The sequence below is a fragment of the Candidatus Thermoplasmatota archaeon genome, from assembly GCA_035540375.1.
GTDB lineage: Archaea > Thermoplasmatota > SW-10-69-26 > JACQPN01 > JAJPHT01 > DATLGO01.
The window spans coordinates 25,444-40,171 of record DATLGO010000031.1 but is presented as its reverse complement, the minus strand read 5'-3'; the positions used below and the strand labels follow the sequence as shown (position 1 = coordinate 40,171).

Annotated in this window: 14 protein-coding genes; 5 read left to right on the top strand and 9 right to left on the bottom strand. The window is 70.9% G+C overall.

The genetic code is table 11. The features are described 5' to 3' along the window. The first annotated feature begins 36 nt into the window (after nt 1-36). Nucleotides 37-792, top strand: coding sequence for a hypothetical protein (locus VM889_03810; GenBank protein HVL47662.1), 756 nt, complete (start codon nt 37-39; stop codon nt 790-792). Here VM889_03810 and VM889_03805 read toward each other — a convergent pair whose 3' ends face one another. From VM889_03805 to VM889_03780, 6 genes are all read right to left on the bottom strand, one after another. Next, a complete protein-coding gene (locus VM889_03805) occupies nt 793-1,704 on the bottom strand; it encodes a DMT family transporter (GenBank protein ID HVL47661.1) in 912 nt (303 codons plus the stop codon). It abuts the gene before it with no gap. Between the two features lie 32 nt (nt 1,705-1,736). Further along, the gene (locus VM889_03800; GenBank protein ID HVL47660.1) at nt 1,737-6,866 is read right to left on the bottom strand and encodes a choice-of-anchor P family protein; all 5,130 of its coding nucleotides are present in this window, start codon (nt 6,864-6,866) and stop codon (nt 1,737-1,739) included. Between the two features lie 78 nt (nt 6,867-6,944). Continuing rightward, entirely contained in the window at nt 6,945-7,169 is a 225-nt protein-coding gene (locus tag VM889_03795; protein HVL47659.1) for a hypothetical protein, read from the bottom strand. A gap of 196 nt (nt 7,170-7,365) precedes the next feature. Next, entirely contained in the window at nt 7,366-7,620 is a 255-nt protein-coding gene (locus VM889_03790; GenBank protein HVL47658.1) for a hypothetical protein, read from the bottom strand. 63 nt (nt 7,621-7,683) lie between these two features. Beyond that, nucleotides 7,684-7,920 (bottom strand): hypothetical protein, encoded by a 237-nt coding sequence (locus VM889_03785; protein HVL47657.1) that lies wholly within the window; start codon nt 7,918-7,920, stop codon nt 7,684-7,686. Between the two features lie 508 nt (nt 7,921-8,428). Continuing rightward, nucleotides 8,429-9,313: a coiled-coil protein gene (locus VM889_03780; GenBank protein ID HVL47656.1), complete on the bottom strand. Its 885-nt coding sequence runs from the start codon at nt 9,311-9,313 to the stop codon at nt 8,429-8,431. A gap of 245 nt (nt 9,314-9,558) precedes the next feature. Here VM889_03780 and VM889_03775 point away from each other — a divergent pair, with 245 nt between their 5' ends. After that, nucleotides 9,559-11,151 (top strand): glycosyltransferase family 39 protein, encoded by a 1,593-nt coding sequence (locus VM889_03775; GenBank protein ID HVL47655.1) that lies wholly within the window; start codon nt 9,559-9,561, stop codon nt 11,149-11,151. A 72-nt stretch (nt 11,152-11,223) separates the two neighbouring features. Then, complete coding sequence (locus VM889_03770) at nt 11,224-11,400, top strand: hypothetical protein (GenBank protein HVL47654.1); 177 nt, start codon at nt 11,224-11,226, stop codon at nt 11,398-11,400. Here VM889_03770 and VM889_03765 read toward each other — a convergent pair. Next, entirely contained in the window at nt 11,397-12,275 is an 879-nt protein-coding gene (locus VM889_03765; protein ID HVL47653.1) for a 3-hydroxybutyryl-CoA dehydrogenase, read from the bottom strand. The genes VM889_03770 and VM889_03765 overlap by 4 nt on opposite strands. A 98-nt stretch (nt 12,276-12,373) precedes the next feature. On the opposite strand from VM889_03765, the gene VM889_03760 reads away from it, so the two are divergent. Together VM889_03760 and VM889_03755 are read left to right on the top strand one after the other, a co-directional pair. Continuing rightward, nucleotides 12,374-13,192 carry a hypothetical protein gene (locus VM889_03760; GenBank protein ID HVL47652.1) on the top strand — a complete coding sequence of 273 codons (819 nt, stop codon included), beginning with the start codon at nt 12,374-12,376 and terminating at the stop codon, nt 13,190-13,192. 30 nt (nt 13,193-13,222) lie between these two features. Beyond that, a complete protein-coding gene (locus tag VM889_03755; GenBank protein ID HVL47651.1) occupies nt 13,223-13,684 on the top strand; it encodes an SRPBCC family protein in 462 nt (153 codons plus the stop codon). Here the strand turns inward: VM889_03755 and VM889_03750 are convergent. Further along, complete coding sequence (locus VM889_03750; GenBank protein ID HVL47650.1) at nt 13,657-14,241, bottom strand: NUDIX domain-containing protein; 585 nt, start codon at nt 14,239-14,241, stop codon at nt 13,657-13,659. The two genes, VM889_03755 and VM889_03750, sit on opposite strands and share 28 nt — an antisense overlap. A 175-nt stretch (nt 14,242-14,416) precedes the next feature. After that, nucleotides 14,417-14,716, bottom strand: a complete 300-nt coding sequence (locus tag VM889_03745) for an archaellum operon transcriptional activator EarA family protein (GenBank protein ID HVL47649.1) — start codon at nt 14,714-14,716, stop codon at nt 14,417-14,419. Nucleotides 14,717-14,728 lie beyond the last annotated feature (12 nt).

The window sequence follows — 14,728 nt, the reverse complement described above, 5'->3', positions numbered from 1 at the left end:
TCTACGTCCGCGAACAAGGACGCCCGAGGGCGCACCGTGACCGATATCTTTGGGCTCGGAAGCGCAGCGCTCGCGTGCCTCACGGCCGCCCTCTACGCTTACATCGGTCGGGTCGTCAGCGAGCGGCCGGCCGAAGGCAACGCGCAAACGGCGATCAGGGCCTTCGCCCTCTGGTGGTTCGCGCTCGCGGTGAGCACGTTCATCGGCGGCGCGCGGACGTTCCTCGTGGTCATGGGCGTCCACGACCTCGTTTTCCACGAAGCTCTCGGCTTCATCGCGATCCTCCCCCTCGTCATGAGCCTCTGGGGGCTCATGTCCTACCTGCTCTTCATCTACACCGGTTCCCTCAAGCCGGCCTGGACGCTCGCCCTGGTCTACTCGGTGATCTACGCTTATTTCGTGTACCTCTTCGTCTGGCTGAACCCCGTGGACGTGCGGATCGGCGCGGGAGCGAGCGCCGTACTCGTGAATACGAACACGCTCGATTCCGCCGCCGTCGCCTTCGTGGTCGCGGTTCTCGTGCTGCCGATCGTCATCGGCGCCATCGCGTATGGAAGCCTCTACTGGAAAACGCAGGAGCCGATCCAGAGGTTCCGCATCGCCACCATCTCTCTCGGTATTCTCGCGTGGTTTCTTTCTCCAGCCTTCGGTTCCGCGGCGGCGCTCCAAAATGCCGCGTGGTGGATCATCTTCACGCGAATCGTCGCGATCGCCATTCCCTTGACGATCCTCGTCGCCCTCCGCCCGCCCCCCTGGCTGCTGCGGCGCCTCGGGGCGGCGCAGTCCGCCTGATCATTCGGGGGCGGCCGGAAGCGGCGCGGCCTTCGGCCTTCCATCCCGGGTCACGAGCGCGACCCCCCCAAGGATGAGGGCTCCGCCCGCGAGAATCCCCGGCGTCAGCGCCTCGCCGAAGAGCGGAATCGCGAGCGCGGCCGCGATGAGAGGCTGCAGGTACACGTAGCTCGCGACGGTCGAGGCGGGCGCGCGTCTGAGGACCCAGTTGTTGAGCCCGTAGGCGAGGATGGTGCTCACGAGCACGACCCAACCCGTCGCGAGGACGACGTCGCGGGGAAGCGCGGCCCAATCGACGGTCGCGAGCGAGGGCGCCGAGACGGCGAGGGTGAAGAGCGCCCCGAAGCCGAACGTGACGCCGACCACGGTGACGGGGCTGTAGCGAGCGAGGACGGGACGCGAGAGCACGAGGTAGAACGAGTACGACAGGGCGTTCACGAGGATGAGCGCGTCCCCAAGAAGGCTCGTCCCGAGGCCGCCGACCGCGCTCGCGCCGAGGAGCACGACGACGCCCGTGAAGCTCACCGCGACGCCGAAACCCCTTCTCGCCGTGAGTTTCTCGTGACCGAGGACGCCCGCGACGAGGAGCGTGAAGGCGGGGATCGTGGCGACGAGCACCGTGGCGGGGATGGCTCCCGTGAGGCTCAAGCCCTGGATGAACAGGACCTGGTTGACGGTGACGCCGAGGAAGGCGAGGCCCGCCATGCGGGCGAGGTCCGCGCGGGGCACGCGCTCGCGGGCGACGAACCAGGCGGCCGCGAGCAGCACGACGGCCGCGCTCGCGACGCGCACGCCCGCGAGGGCGAGCGGCGGGAGCCCCGTGAGCGCGATCTTCCCGGCGATGGCCATGGTCGCGAACGAGAACGACACGGCGAGAAGCGCGGGGACGACGAGGCGGTCGCCGGAGGCCACGGGCCCCCGAGGCGACCCCCGTCCTTAATCCTTCACGTCGTCAGGTGCGCTTCCGCCTGGAGCGCGCCCACGAGCGCGAGGGTGACCCCGTCGGGGCCCTCGACGCGGATGAGGTTCACCCGCAGGCCTCCGTCGTGGAGCGCGATGCGCTCGTTCAGGAGCACGCGACCGCCTCCTCCGAGGGGGATCTCCGATTGAGGCATCGCGCCGCCCGCGTAGGCCTGGCCTTCCACGATGAGCTCCGCGATCGCCATGTGGCCCTCGAGCTTCGAGGGTCCGTTCTCGACCACGATCCGGCCCTCGAGGCCGCGCGCGACCACCAGGCCGTCGAGGATGTCGACGTAAGCCGCTTCGAGGCCGGTCTCGGCGCGCGCCCACGTCGTGTTCGTCGCGCCGCGCGCGAGGGCGCGCCAGCCGCGCGCCTCGACGAGCGGCGACGCGAACATGTCGCCGCGACGCTCGTCCTCGCCGCCGAGCCCCCTGACGCCGGCGTGGACCGCGTGAAGACCGCCGACGTCGACGAGGGCGGCATCGGCCCGCATCCACGGATGGGACGGGCCCGAGCACTCGGGTTCCACGCCCGTGAGCGCCGTCGCGTGGGCGACGCCCACCGAGACGGGAGCACCGAGCACGGGTTCGAGGGCGAGGAGGGTGAGCGTCGCGGTCGAGCGGAAGGCGGCGAAGCCTTCGTATCCCTGGCGCGGCGCCTCGGTGCGCGCGTCGACCCTGAGAAGCGTCGCGCGGGCACCCGCGAGATCGATCTCGAGGCCCGGCACGACGTCCGTGAGCGGGACGCCGTCGAGCGTGAGGTTCAGGAATCGCGTACCTTCGATCGACCACGTGGCGTTCGCGCCGTCCGTGGCGGCGACGAGATTCATCACCGCGCCGTCGGCCTTGAGGCGGCCCAGGACGTCGATGGGCCCGAACACGCTTTGCGCGTTCGCGACGGCGGCGCCGTCCTCGGCGACGGCGCCCGTCACCGCGTTCGCGCCGAGGCCGATCCTCACGCCGGGCAGCGTCATGAGCTCCGTCGCGGAGCCCGACTCCTGACGGCCTTCGCCGCGCTGCGCGACCTCGTGCGACGGCGCGCCGCCGACGAGGGCGACCGAGGCCGCCGCGCTGCTCGCGAGCGGGTCCGGCATCGCGCAGCTCAATCGAACGCACGCGCGCGCGCTTTCCGTTGCGGGAACGTTCGCGCCCTCGACGCTCGCCGCGTTGCACGCGACGACGCTCTTCACGTCGAGGTCGCGCACGCGTGTGAGGAGGAGCAGCGTGATCGAGCCGCCGTGGGCTTCGAGGAGCGGCACCTGCCACGTCACGACGGAGCCGTCGACGACGGCCTCCGGCTCCGCGTCGACGAACTCGAGCTCGGGCGGCAGCGGGTCCCGGACCACGAGGTCGCGGGCGTCCGCGTTTCCGTGGTTCACCACCGTGATCACGTAGCGCAGGAGCTCACCTTCCGTCGCCGAGCCCGGGTTCACGCGCTTGAGGACTTCGACCTCGGGCGCCGCCGCGACGACGGTCTCCACCTCGTTCGACCGCGCCGGCGCGCCTTCGAGGAAGCGCGCCTCCGCGACGTTGACGAGGCGCGTCTCGCCGGAGGGCATCGTCGCGTCGACGGCGGCGAGGATCCAGAACGGAGCGCGGGCGCCGGCCGCAAGCGTGCCGACGAGGCAGCGCACCTCCCGCGTCTCTGCGACGAGGCCGCAGGATTCGCTCGTTTCGACGAGAGACAGATGCCCCGGAAGCGCATCGAGGATCAAGACGTTCGAAGCGGCCGCCGACCCGCGATTCTCGACGCCGATCGTGTAGAACAGCCGGTCCCCGGGGCTCGCGGCGGTCCGGTCCACGGTCTTGGCGACCGCGAGGTCGGGAGCGGCGCGGACGAGAAGCGTCGCGGCGTCGCGCGCCGCCTCCGGTCCCTCCGCTTCGAGAAGCGCGTCGTCCGAGACGCGCGTCGTCCCGTTCGGCATGGGCCACGCGACGCGGACGTCCATGTCCACGAAGCCGCGAGCGCCGGGGTGGAGGTCGCCGAGTCGCCACGTCACGAGGCCGTCGCGGACCTCAGCCCCGGACCCCGCGTCCACGAGCGTCGCGTGCGCCGGAACGACGTCGAGCAGCCGGGCGCCACGCGCGGTGCCGTTTCCGAGGTTGGCCCACGCAAGTCGGAACCGCGCCTCCCCGCCCGCGATCGTTTCGCCGGGTTCGACGGTCGACGCGAGGGACAGCCGTGCCGAGGCGTGGATGCCGATCGAAACGCCGGCGGGCGCGGGGACGTCGGCGTCGAGCGCGCGAACGTTGAACGAAGCGACGACCTCGTGGATGCCGTGCGGAACGATCGCGTCGCCGACGACGCCAACGACGAGCGTGCGGGTTTCGCCCGCATCGAGCCTCCCGACGTCCCAGGCGAGCCTCGCATCCGGCGAGGCATCGGGCCAGCGCGCGGGGCCCTCGACGAGCCCCTCGACGCGCGCATCGGAAGCGGCCGCGTTGCCCACGTTCGTCAGCGTGATCGTGAGCGCGGCCACGTCGCCGGGGCCCATCGCGGGGCGCGAGACCGAGACGGCGAGCGCAAGCACGCCGCGCGAGGCGACGATCGCCTCGACCGAGCCCTCGACCGTGTCGAGCCCCTCGGCGCTGAGCTTCGCGTCGTTCGGGAAGCGCGACTCGCCCGCAGGCACATGCGCGGGCGCCCGGGCCTCGAACCACGCCGCGCCGGACGATCCCGCCGCGAGATCCCTGAGCGTCCAGAGGAGCGCATCGCCCGAGGCGATCCCGCCGGGCGAGATCGCGACGAGCGCGAAACCGGGCGGGACGAGGTCGGCAAGCGTCGCCGAGGCCGCGGTCCCGTTCCCGACGTTGGCCCATGCGAGATTCCAGCGGAACGCGTCGCCCGGCCCGCCGCGCTCCGGCGAGACGTCGACGGCGAGCGCGAGCGCGGCGCCCGCCACCACGGTCGCCCGGGCGGGTCCGGCCGCGGCGGCGGGGGCGTTCGCGGACGCGAGCGCGGCGTGCGCGAGGACGGGATGGGATCCGTGGCGCAGACGTTCGTCGGCGCGAACGTCGAACGTGATGGCCCCGTTCGCGCCGGGCGCGACGTCCCCGATCGGGAATCGGAGCGACGCGGGAGAGACCGGGCCCTCGAAAAGGACCGAGAGCACGGCGTCGCGCAGGACGGCGTCGCCCCCGTTCGACCATGTCGCGCGGAACGCGAGCGCGCCGCCGGGGCCCGTCGCGGGCGCGAGCGCCTCGAAGCCGAGCTCGGCGAGCGGCTCGGCGATCAGGAGGACCTGCGACACGGCGCGGGCAGGCGCGGCCGAGCGCGCGCTCAGGGTGACGGCGTCCTCGTGGAGCGTCCGTCCTTCCGGCGCGGTCGAGGGCGCCCGGACGACGACCATCGTGGCGCCCGAAGCGCCGGGTCCGAGGGTGCCGAGGACCCAGACGAGAACGCCTTCCTCCATTCGACCGCCGTCCCCGACGGAGACGACGACGAACCCGGGCGGAAGGACCTGCTCGAGCCGGGCGTCGGCGACGGTCGCGTTGCCGTCGTTGCGCCAGGCGATCGTCCACGTGATCGCGTCGCCGGGCCGCGCCTCCGCGATCGACGGGGTCGAGGTAACCGCGAGCCCCGCGGTCGCCATCGCGAGGATCGTCGCGGGACCGGCCGCGGTCGCGGGAGCGTTCGCGGCAACGAGACGGCCCGAGGCGACGAGGGTGTGGACGCCGGGCTCGAGCGCCGCATCGACGTCGATGCGGAGCGTGGCGATGCCCGAGGCGCCCGGCTCGAGGTCGCCGACCGACCAGCGCGCGAAACCGCCTTCCATGTCAACGCCGTCCGAGGGTCGCGGAATGCCGGGCCCCTCGAAGGCCGTCTCGAGGACGACGTCGATCGCGCGCGCGGAGCCCGTGTTCGCGTAGCTGAAGGTGAAGATCCCGACTCCTCCGGGTCCGAGCGCGGGGGGCGCCGCGACGAGCGCCAATGCGAGCGCGGGCGCGCGGACGATCGGGGTCGTGACGGCGTTGCTCGCCGCGCCGCCCGCGACGGCGACGTTCTCGACCGCGCCGACGTCGGACGGCAGAGGATCGGCGACGACGACGCTGAGGTCGACCGTGGCCCGCGCGCCGGGCGCGAGGCTCGGGAGCGTCCACCGCACGAGACCCGTCGCGGCGTCGTGGATGCCTCCGTTCGAGGCGGAGACGAAGGACGTGTGCGCCGGCACCGCGTCCGTGAGCGTGGGCGTCCGCGCCCATCCCGAGCCGACGTTCGCGACCTCGAGCGTGTAGGTGATGAGGCCGCCCGGCGCGGCCTCCGCGACGTCGGCCGATTTCGAAACCTCGAGCCGGGGGGCTAGAACCGCGCCGGCCATCCAATCCTTCTGGAGCGGATTCGTGTTGGAGGCGCTCGTGGATGCGAAGAGGCCGGGGCTCGAGCCGGTGAAGAGGGCGCGCTCCCCCGCGCAGACGCCGCGCGCGTAGGTGAACGCGGTCCAAGGCACGGCCATCTCGATCCAATACTGGCCATCGCCCGTCGCGCGCGCACGCGTGTAAGCGTTCGACGCCTTCGAGGCCGGCGCGGACCAGACGACCTGGCCCGGGGCGACCGCGTTGTCGGCGTCCACGTTCCCCGTGGGAACGTCTTCGCAGGCGTGGTTGTTGTGGACGACGAGGCTTCCCGCGGGGTGCGGGGGGTCGGCGCGCTTCCCGCCGAAGAGATCCACCACGAACTCGCTCATGCCGTCCCCGTCGGCGTCGACGAGGACGTTCCAGTGGTACGCCTTGTACATCTTGGGGTCCTTGCCGGGGCTCGTGGGATCGCCGCCGACCCGGAGCCGAAAGAAGACGTGCGAAGCGTCGGCGTCGCTCCACGCGAGCGAGGGCTCCGGGCCCGGGTTCGCGCCGACCGACGCCACGCCGCTTGCGATGTCGATCGCGGCCGGGTTGACGCCGTGGGCGAGACCGTGCGTCGGATCCTTCGCGCCGAACGCGGCCTCGTGGTCTCGGACGGGAGCGCCCGGAGGGAAAGCGGTCCAACCCACGCGCTCGAAATCGGGCGCGGACGCGTTCGGGATGGGCGCCACGACCGCGGCTCCCGCCGGGGACCCGACGAGGACCATCGAAAGAAGCAGCGCGGCGGCTGGCGTGACCGGACGAGACCTGATCATACTCCCTTGCCTCCAAGGGCCCTACCGTCGACGGGAGGGATGACCGTTCTCAGGAAAGTGTATCCCCGAAGGTCCCACCTAGGCCGCGAACCCCTGGCCCGCGGCCTGGCGCTCGACCTTCACCTTGAGGATCGCCTGGCTGATCTCCACGGAGAGGTCCTCGCGGAGCTTCGCGAGGAGTTGGTCCCGGAAGGCCACGCTCATCGCGTACTTGTCGCAGAGGATGTCGCCCGCCCTCGGCTTGAGGTTGAGCAGGCAGGCGGTCCCTTCGCGGTTCGCGCAGTTGTTGCAGCTTGCGAGCATCGGATTCTGTCCCCCCGGGCCCGCTTGCGCGGGCGCCGGAAGCGCGGCGGGCACGATGGCCCGGCGGCATCGCAACAAGGCGGGCGGCCGTATATCCCGACCACGTTCCGGGCGGGATCGGAAGGGCCGGGGGACCCTTCATAATGCGAAGGTCGCGCGCCGGGGGGGCGCGCCGCTTGCGTCACCGGCCGACCCGTCAACGACGACCCGGGGCGCCGGCCGGCGAGGAGGGTCCGCGCGCCGTCCGGAGGGACTCCAGGCGGGCGAGGTCGAGCGTGTCCACGAACGTGCGCGCCGCGGGCGCGCGCCGCGTCGCGAGGAAGGCGGCCGCGACGCCGGGATCCTGGCCGAGGAGCTCGAGCGTTCCCAGGGGAACGCCGAGGCGCCGGGCGCGGCGCTCGACGCGGACGAGAAGGTCGCGCGGAACGGAAGGATCGTAATCGAGCTGCACGGGCCCACTCCCGGGGGCGAGTCCGTGAGAAAGGAGAAGAGCGTTTCGGATTGGATCGCGCCATCACGCGGAGGCCGCGCGCGCCGCGAAGGCCGCCGCGCCCGCGCCGCGCTCGATCACGAAGTCCGCGAACGCCTCGCCATACCCGCGCTCGCACTCCACGATGAAGCGCTCGACGAGGTCGAGGCTCTGGCCGATGGCCTCCAGGGTCGAAAGCGGGAGACCGAGCCGGCGGCCGTGGTGCTCGAGGACATCGAGCATCGCGCGAGGCACGTCGGGGGCGTAGGCCAGATCAAGCATGGGCTTCGGATCTCATGACGAAGCGGGGGACCATAGCCGTTCAGGAACAGTCCTAGGGGAGAAGGCCCTCGCGGGGCGGAGGCCCGCGCGGGGGCGAGGGGAGAAACCGAAAACCCGGCCCCGCGCACGGCCGTTCGGTTCGCGACCGCACGCGTCTCGACTCGGGACCGGGAATGGGACCGGGTGTCGGGCGTCGGGTCCGGGACCGGGTCCGGGACCGGGACCGCAGATGGCATTCGCGCACGGGTCTCACATCAGCTCGTCGCGAGCGGCAGCCCCGAGGGCCCCGCACCGCACGCGAGGAGGGGCGCGTAAGGTAACGCTGCTTCGAGAAAGAAACACGGGTTTGGATGGGGGTCCAGGGGGCGGCAGCCCCCTGGCGCTGGGGGCGGAGTCCAGAGGAGGGGCGCGCGCAGCGCCCCTCCTCTGGCACGGAGTGACACGAGCCGAGGGTCGCGCCCGCAGGCGCGACCCGAGGTGTGAAACTCGTGTCACGGAGTGCCCGCTGTTAAAGAAGCCCGGCCTTCTGGAGGGCCATCAGGTCCTCCGTGCTGAGCTTCTCGCCCTTCTTGAACTTCTCGAAGATCGCGTCGCCTTCCGCCTTCGCGGCGACGGCGGCGGTCTCGCCGCGGCCGCGGCGGTCCTTGCCGCGTAGCCCGTTCACGACCTTCTCGAGGTCGCGGATCTGGTTCACCATGTCGATGTACTCGTGGTGGACCTTGTCAGCGCCCATCTTGGACTCGATGAACTTCTCCTGGCCGCCGTCGGCTTCGCGGCGGTACTTGTCCGCCTCCTCGAAGAGCGCGACCATCTTGTCGTGCTGCTCCTGGGCGGCGTTCGCGAGCTCCGTGACCGCGCGGTGCTGCTCTTCAGCCGCCGCCTTCGCGGTCTTCATCGCCTCGTAGGCTTCCTTGACGCCGGCGTCGGCCTCGTAGGAGGTCTCGATCGCGCGCAGCTCCTTGAGGAGCGCGCCGATGCGGTCGATGAGCTCCTTCTCCTTCTTCGGCGTCATGACCTTGGTCTGCTGCTCGAACTCGAGGCGGCGGATCTCGGCCTTCAGCTTGCCGGGGGTCGGGCCTTCGCGCGGGCTGCGGTCCTTCTTGAGAAGGTTGAGGGCGTCGGCCTTCTCGTTGGCGACCTTGTTCAGCTCGTCGCGCTGCTGCTTCGCGGCCATGACGTTGCGGTTGAGCTCGTCGCGGCGCGCCTTGTGCTGGTTGGCCTGATCGATGAGGCCGCGGACCTTCGCGTTGAGCTCGTCGCGGCGGGCGGCCCAGCGCTTCGTCTCCTCGTTCATCCGGTCGCGGAGATCGCGGTGACGGTTCGCCTGCTGGTTGAGACGTTCCTTCTTGTCCAGGAAGTCCTCGATCAAAACGTCGCTCTCGCCCTCGGTCATGAAAGGCCCTCGCACAGCCGCAGACGCGGCTCGCCCCGTGGTCTTCGCGCGCAACGGGACGGGCCCGCGCGTCGGGGAACGCCCCCGGGGCTGTCGCGGTAGATGAGTAGGTGTATAAAAGCGTTGCTTGGTCCGGGCGCGGACGAATCGGGGCGAACCCGCCATTTTCCGCGGGTTTTCCATGCGACCGCGCCGCGGTCGTCGCCGTCAAAACCGTTTAAGGCCGTGGACCCGCTTGCCGCGCCGTGCAACCCCTCGCCGGCACCCCGTCGATGCCCGCCGCGTCCGTGTGGCGCGCGCGGGTTGCGGCCGTGACGGCGCGCCTCCCCCTCGGCGCGATCGCGTGGGGCGCGATCGCCCTCGGCGTCGCGCTGCGCGTCGCGACGTTCTTCCTCATGGACCCGCGCGCCGACGGCGCGACGTACACCGCGATGGGCCACGCCTGGGCCGAGACCGGCGCGTTCCTCATGCCGTACGGCGACGTGACGACGAGCGAGCCGACGCCGCCGGGCCTGAGCCACCATTATCCCCCGCTCTATCCGCTCTATCTCGGATTGTGGTACAAGGCGCTCGGATTCAGCCTCGCGACGACGAAGCTCGCGGCGATCGCGCTTTCGATCGCGACGCTCGCCGTGGTATACGTCGCGACGCGCGACCTCTACGGCGCGCGTCTCGCGGAGACGGCAACGGCGATCGCGGCGCTCGAGCCGCACCTCGTCCTCGTCACGGGCCTCAACTTCAGCGAGAACCTCGTGCTCGCGTTCTTCGTCGGCACGATGTGGGCGATCCTCAAGAGCCTCGAAGACAACCGCTACATCGTGTTCGCGGGCCTCTTCGCCGGGCTCGCGTACCTCACCCGCGCGTCGATGGGCTACTTCTTCGTCGTCGCGGGCTTCGCGGGGCTCGCCTGGAGGCTGTGGCACCGCGGCGTCCGCGTGCTCGCGGACAAGCACTACCTCGCCGCGATCGCGATCTTCGGCGCGATGGTGCTCGCGTGGGCGTGGCGGAACGTGTCCGCGTTCGGATGGCCCCATTGGGAGACGTCGAGCTATACGACGTGGATCCAAGGGTGTCTTCTCGGGGCGAGCTACTGCACGCATCCCGCGAACGGCTACGACTGGTGGGAGCCGCCGCCCGCGAAATCCGAAGGCTTCTTCTTCGCGGCCGACCCCGTCCAGCTGTTCCTGCACGCCCTCGCCTGGAAGGCGCCGCTTTTCGCGGCCTTCATCCTCGCCTACGCAGCGTTCTTCCCGGCCGAGGTGGCGCGCGCCGCGCGACGCATCCGCGAGGAGCACGAATCCGGCCTTTGGCTCTCCGTGCTCCTCGTCGCGGCCATTTCGCTCTTCATGGCGAGCCTCTTCTGGACGTACGAGCAGTACGATATCTGGTGGCTCGACAACCACCGCTACTTCGTGATCGCGGTCGTGCCGCTTGCGTGGGCGATGCTGCGCCATGCGCGCTTCGCAAGCGGCGGTTTCCGCGTCCGGGCCGTCGCGCTGCTCGTCGTCCTCGCCCTCGTCGCCGGACAGCTCTTCTCGAATCCGCAGCGTTGGAGCGAAGCGGAGGCGGCGCGCGCGCTCAGCCCGCACCTCGAGGCCGGCGACGCCGTCGCGCTCGACGGGCCGCTCATCAAGTACTCGTTCTACCCGTACGTCGAGGAGCACGATCTCCGCGTGTACGCGTGGTCGCAACGCCCCCAGGGCGAGTGGCCGGATTGGATCATCAGCCTCGCGGCGGGATCGAGCTACGAGGGCTACACGCTCTTCCTCGAGCGGTCGGTCGTCTACCGGGACGGAGGCGTCCTCGAGACGAAGGTGTTCAAGCGAACGGGCACCTGAGGCCCAGGGGACCTGGGGCAAAGCAGCCTTGCCCGGTATCGTTCAAGTCCGAGGAGAAACACAGACATGTCCGTGGACACGGCGGGTCTCCGCGCAGAGCGGAAAAAACTGGAGCAATTGATTCGCCATGCGCGCGTGCAGCTCGCGATGGGGAGGCTCTCCCCCGAGGGCTACCGGGCGTTCGTGAAGCCGATCGAGGACCGCCGGGCTGAACTCGAAGTCCTCCTCATGCGCCACGAGCTCGGCTAGGCCGGGCCCGCGATGCGGCCCTTCTCGTCGTAGCGGTAGAATCCGCGTCCCACCTTCCGGCCGAGGTGGCCCGCCTGCACCTTCTTCGCGAGGAGCGGGCACGGGCGGTACTTCGGATCCTTGAATCCGTCGTGCAGGACGTCGAGGATGGAGAGACACGTGTCGAGGCCGATGAAGTCGGCGAGCTCGAGCGGGCCCATCGGGTGGTTCATGCCGAGCTTCATCACGGTGTCGATGGCCTCGGGCGTGCCGACGCCCTCGTGCAGGGCGAAAACGGCCTCGTTGATCATCGGCATGAGCACGCGGTTGCTCACGAAGCCGGGATAGTCCTGCACCTCGACCACGGTCTTGCCCATGCGCTCGCCGGCGCCGCGGATGACGGCCACCGTCTCGTCGCTCGTCTCGACGCCGCGGATGAGCTCCACGAGCTTCATCACCGGGACGGGGTTGAAGAAATGCATCCCGACGAACTGCTTCGGCCGCTTCGTCGCGGCGGCGAGGACCGTGATCGGGATCGACGACGTGTTCGAGGCGAAGACCGCGCCCGGCTTCACGATGCCGTCGAGGTCCGTCCAGAGCTTGCGCTTGAGATCGAGGTTCTCGATGATGGCTTCGACGACGAGGTCCGCGTTCGCCGCGGCCTTGAGGTCGGTCGTGGGCCTGATGCGGGCGAGCGCCGCGTCCGCCACCTCGCGCGTCGCGCGGCCCTTCTCGACGGCACGGTCGAGGTTCTTGCGGATGGTCGCGAGGCCGCGCTCGACGAACCGGTCCTCAACGTCGCGCATGACGACCGTGAAGCCGGCCTCCGCCGCCACCTGCGCGATGCCGTTGCCCATCTGGCCGGCGCCCATGACCGCGATCTCCTGGACCTTCATCGGAATCCCGGCGCGCCATGGGCTTCCGCCCCATAAACCCCATCTCCAGCCAGGCCTGCACAACAAGCTTCAAGACCCGTCTCCCGAACGGACCGACGTTGCCGTCCGCGCGCCGCGTCCTGCTGGCGTCGGTCCTCGCCGCCGCCCTCCTTACTCCAGGCTGCATCAACCTGGGGTCTCCCGCGGCCGAGTACCGCGGCTTCGACCCGACGGCGGCGCCCCACCCGAACGTCGACCTCTCGAAACCGTCGAAACCCCCGCCGACGCCCGCGTCGCCGACGCAACCCCCGCCGGCGCAGCCGAGCGCGCCCGCGAAACCCGATCCGGGCCTCGTGGTCACGGCGAGCTGGCGCGTGGGGGACTCGTGGACCTACCGCGCCGTGAGCGGACCTCTCCTCGGGAGCGAAACCACCGTCTCCATCGTCGGATACGCGAAACGCGGCAGCGCGGGGATGTTCATCCAGAAGACCGAGCTGAAGCTCCGCAACCAGCCCCAGGCCTACGTCACCTACGCAGGCATCGACGCCGCGACGCACGGGGTCGCGAACATCACGGGGGACAAGGTGCGATTCACGCACTCTCCCCCCGATCCGGGCCCGCGCTTCCTCCGCAACGGGACCTACAACTTCACCGTCACGCGCACGGACGATTCGCGGACGGAATTCGAACCGTCGCGAACGACCACGTACGTGAAGAACGCGACCGTCCGCCTCGTCGGGCCGATCAAGCTCAAGACCGAGGCGGGCACGTTCGACACCGTGCAATTCACGACCCGCACGTCGGTCGAGGGATCGCGCGCGGAACCCGCCGTGACCCACCGGTGGTACAGCCCGAAGGTTTTGAACGACGTCTTCGTCCAGAAGGGCGACGGGGGCGAGCGTCTCGAGCTCGTCCGCTACCATCTCGCGCCGAGGTAGACTCAAGCATCGCCGCGGTCGTCCCCGCCCATGCGTCTCCGCATCGTGCGCGACGTGGACGTGCCCCCCGAGGCCCTCGAAGCCTGGTGGAGCGACCTGCGCGAAGGGTCCGCGGACCACGCGTTCCTCGGGTCGGACGCGCCCGTCTGGCGCCGTCTGCGGAGGCTCGACGACGCGGTCGTGCGTGTCGAGGACGAGGGACGCTTCTTCGGAATGCCCCTGCTCGAACGGTACGACGTTCGACGCGAGCCGGGCCGGGTCGTGCTCGAGGGCGCCAACAACTTCTCGATCTTTCGCGCCACCTACGATTTCGAGGCGACCTCCGCCGGAACGCGCGTCACGCTGGAAGCGACCCTCGCGCCGATCGGACTCCTCGCCCTCCTCGACCCGCTCGGACGCCCCTTCGTGAGACGATTCCTGACGCGCGACCTCGAAGGCCACCTCGCGGACGCGCGTCGCGACCTTCAGCCCGGTGGCGGCTCGCCGCCGTGACCGCGGCGGCGGCCGCGGCGTCGACGGCGACGCCGCCGGCCCGACGCGGGGGGCGGTCGGTCCGCGACCTCGGGCGCGCGGCGCACGCCCGGGGGGATTCCGGTGACGGCCTCCGCGAGGCGCGCCGCATCCGACGCCTTGAGCGCCTCGCGATAGCCGTGGTACGGCAGTCGTTCGAGCGCCTTCTCGAACGGAAGCCAAGCGAATTCCGTGTGCTCCTCGGAGATCTGCACCGCGGCCTCCGGATCGACCCGGGCGTAGAACACGGGAAGCATGAACGAGCGTCCGCGATCGGGATCGATGAACGCGTCGATGTAGTGCGCCGGGCGCGGAGCGACGTCCGCGATGCCGGTTTCTTCGAGGGCTTCGCGCGCGGCCGCCTGGATCGGATCCTCGCGCGGGCCGATCTTGCCCGCGACGGGCTGCCAGACGCCGGACGGCAGGCGGAGCAGCAACCACTCCACGCCCACCTCGAGCTCGCGGAAGAGGAACACTTCCACGGCCGTGATGTAGGGCGAATCCGCCTGACGGCGACCGCCCCGACGACCCGGTGACATGCGCGCGTATACGGCGAGCGCCCATTTCAGGGCTTCCTTTGGGGAACGCCGCCCATGCGGGTCCGCGCGCGGAACCGGCCCTCGTGCGGCCTGCCGCGCCGCTTGCGCGCGGCGCCCGGCGGAGGTTAGGTCCCTCGCGCGGCCGAGTCCGCTTGCGGCCACGCGCCGCGGGGCATCAGAAGCGCCGCGACGACGCGACCGATCGCGCCTTCCGGCGCCCTCGCGGCGTGATGCGGATGCGACGGCCGAAAGCCGACGGCTCCACGCTTGCGAGTCCGAGGCCCACGAGGGAGAGGGCGGGGCGATACCCCGGACCGCCGAAAAGGGCCGCCCGCGCCCGCGGCCACGTCGTGCCCGCATGCCGCGCGAGCTGGCCGACGTAGGCCTCCCCGAGCGATGACAGGGAAAGGAGGAGACGCGTTCGGACACGGCTGCGGCGAAGGGAACGCTCGAATTCGGAGGCAATCGGCTCCATGCGGCCGCGAGG

Bases quoted from the DNA above. Each gene is read 5' to 3' on its own strand.
- VM889_03800 (HVL47660.1), bottom strand. From the start codon at position 6,866: ATGATCAGGTCTCGTCCGGTCACGCCAGCCGCCGCGCTGCTTCTTTCG.
- VM889_03795 (HVL47659.1), bottom strand. From the start codon at position 7,169: ATGCTCGCAAGCTGCAACAACTGCGCGAACCGCGAAGGGACCGCCTGC.
- VM889_03785 (HVL47657.1), bottom strand. From the start codon at position 7,920: ATGCTTGATCTGGCCTACGCCCCCGACGTGCCTCGCGCGATGCTCGAT.
- VM889_03780 (HVL47656.1), bottom strand. From the start codon at position 9,313: ATGACCGAGGGCGAGAGCGACGTTTTGATCGAGGACTTCCTGGACAAG.
- VM889_03765 (HVL47653.1), bottom strand. From the start codon at position 12,275: ATGAAGGTCCAGGAGATCGCGGTCATGGGCGCCGGCCAGATGGGCAAC.
- VM889_03755 (HVL47651.1), top strand. From the start codon at position 13,223: ATGCGTCTCCGCATCGTGCGCGACGTGGACGTGCCCCCCGAGGCCCTC.
- VM889_03750 (HVL47650.1), bottom strand. From the start codon at position 14,241: ATGTCACCGGGTCGTCGGGGCGGTCGCCGTCAGGCGGATTCGCCCTAC.
- VM889_03745 (HVL47649.1), bottom strand. From the start codon at position 14,716: ATGGAGCCGATTGCCTCCGAATTCGAGCGTTCCCTTCGCCGCAGCCGT.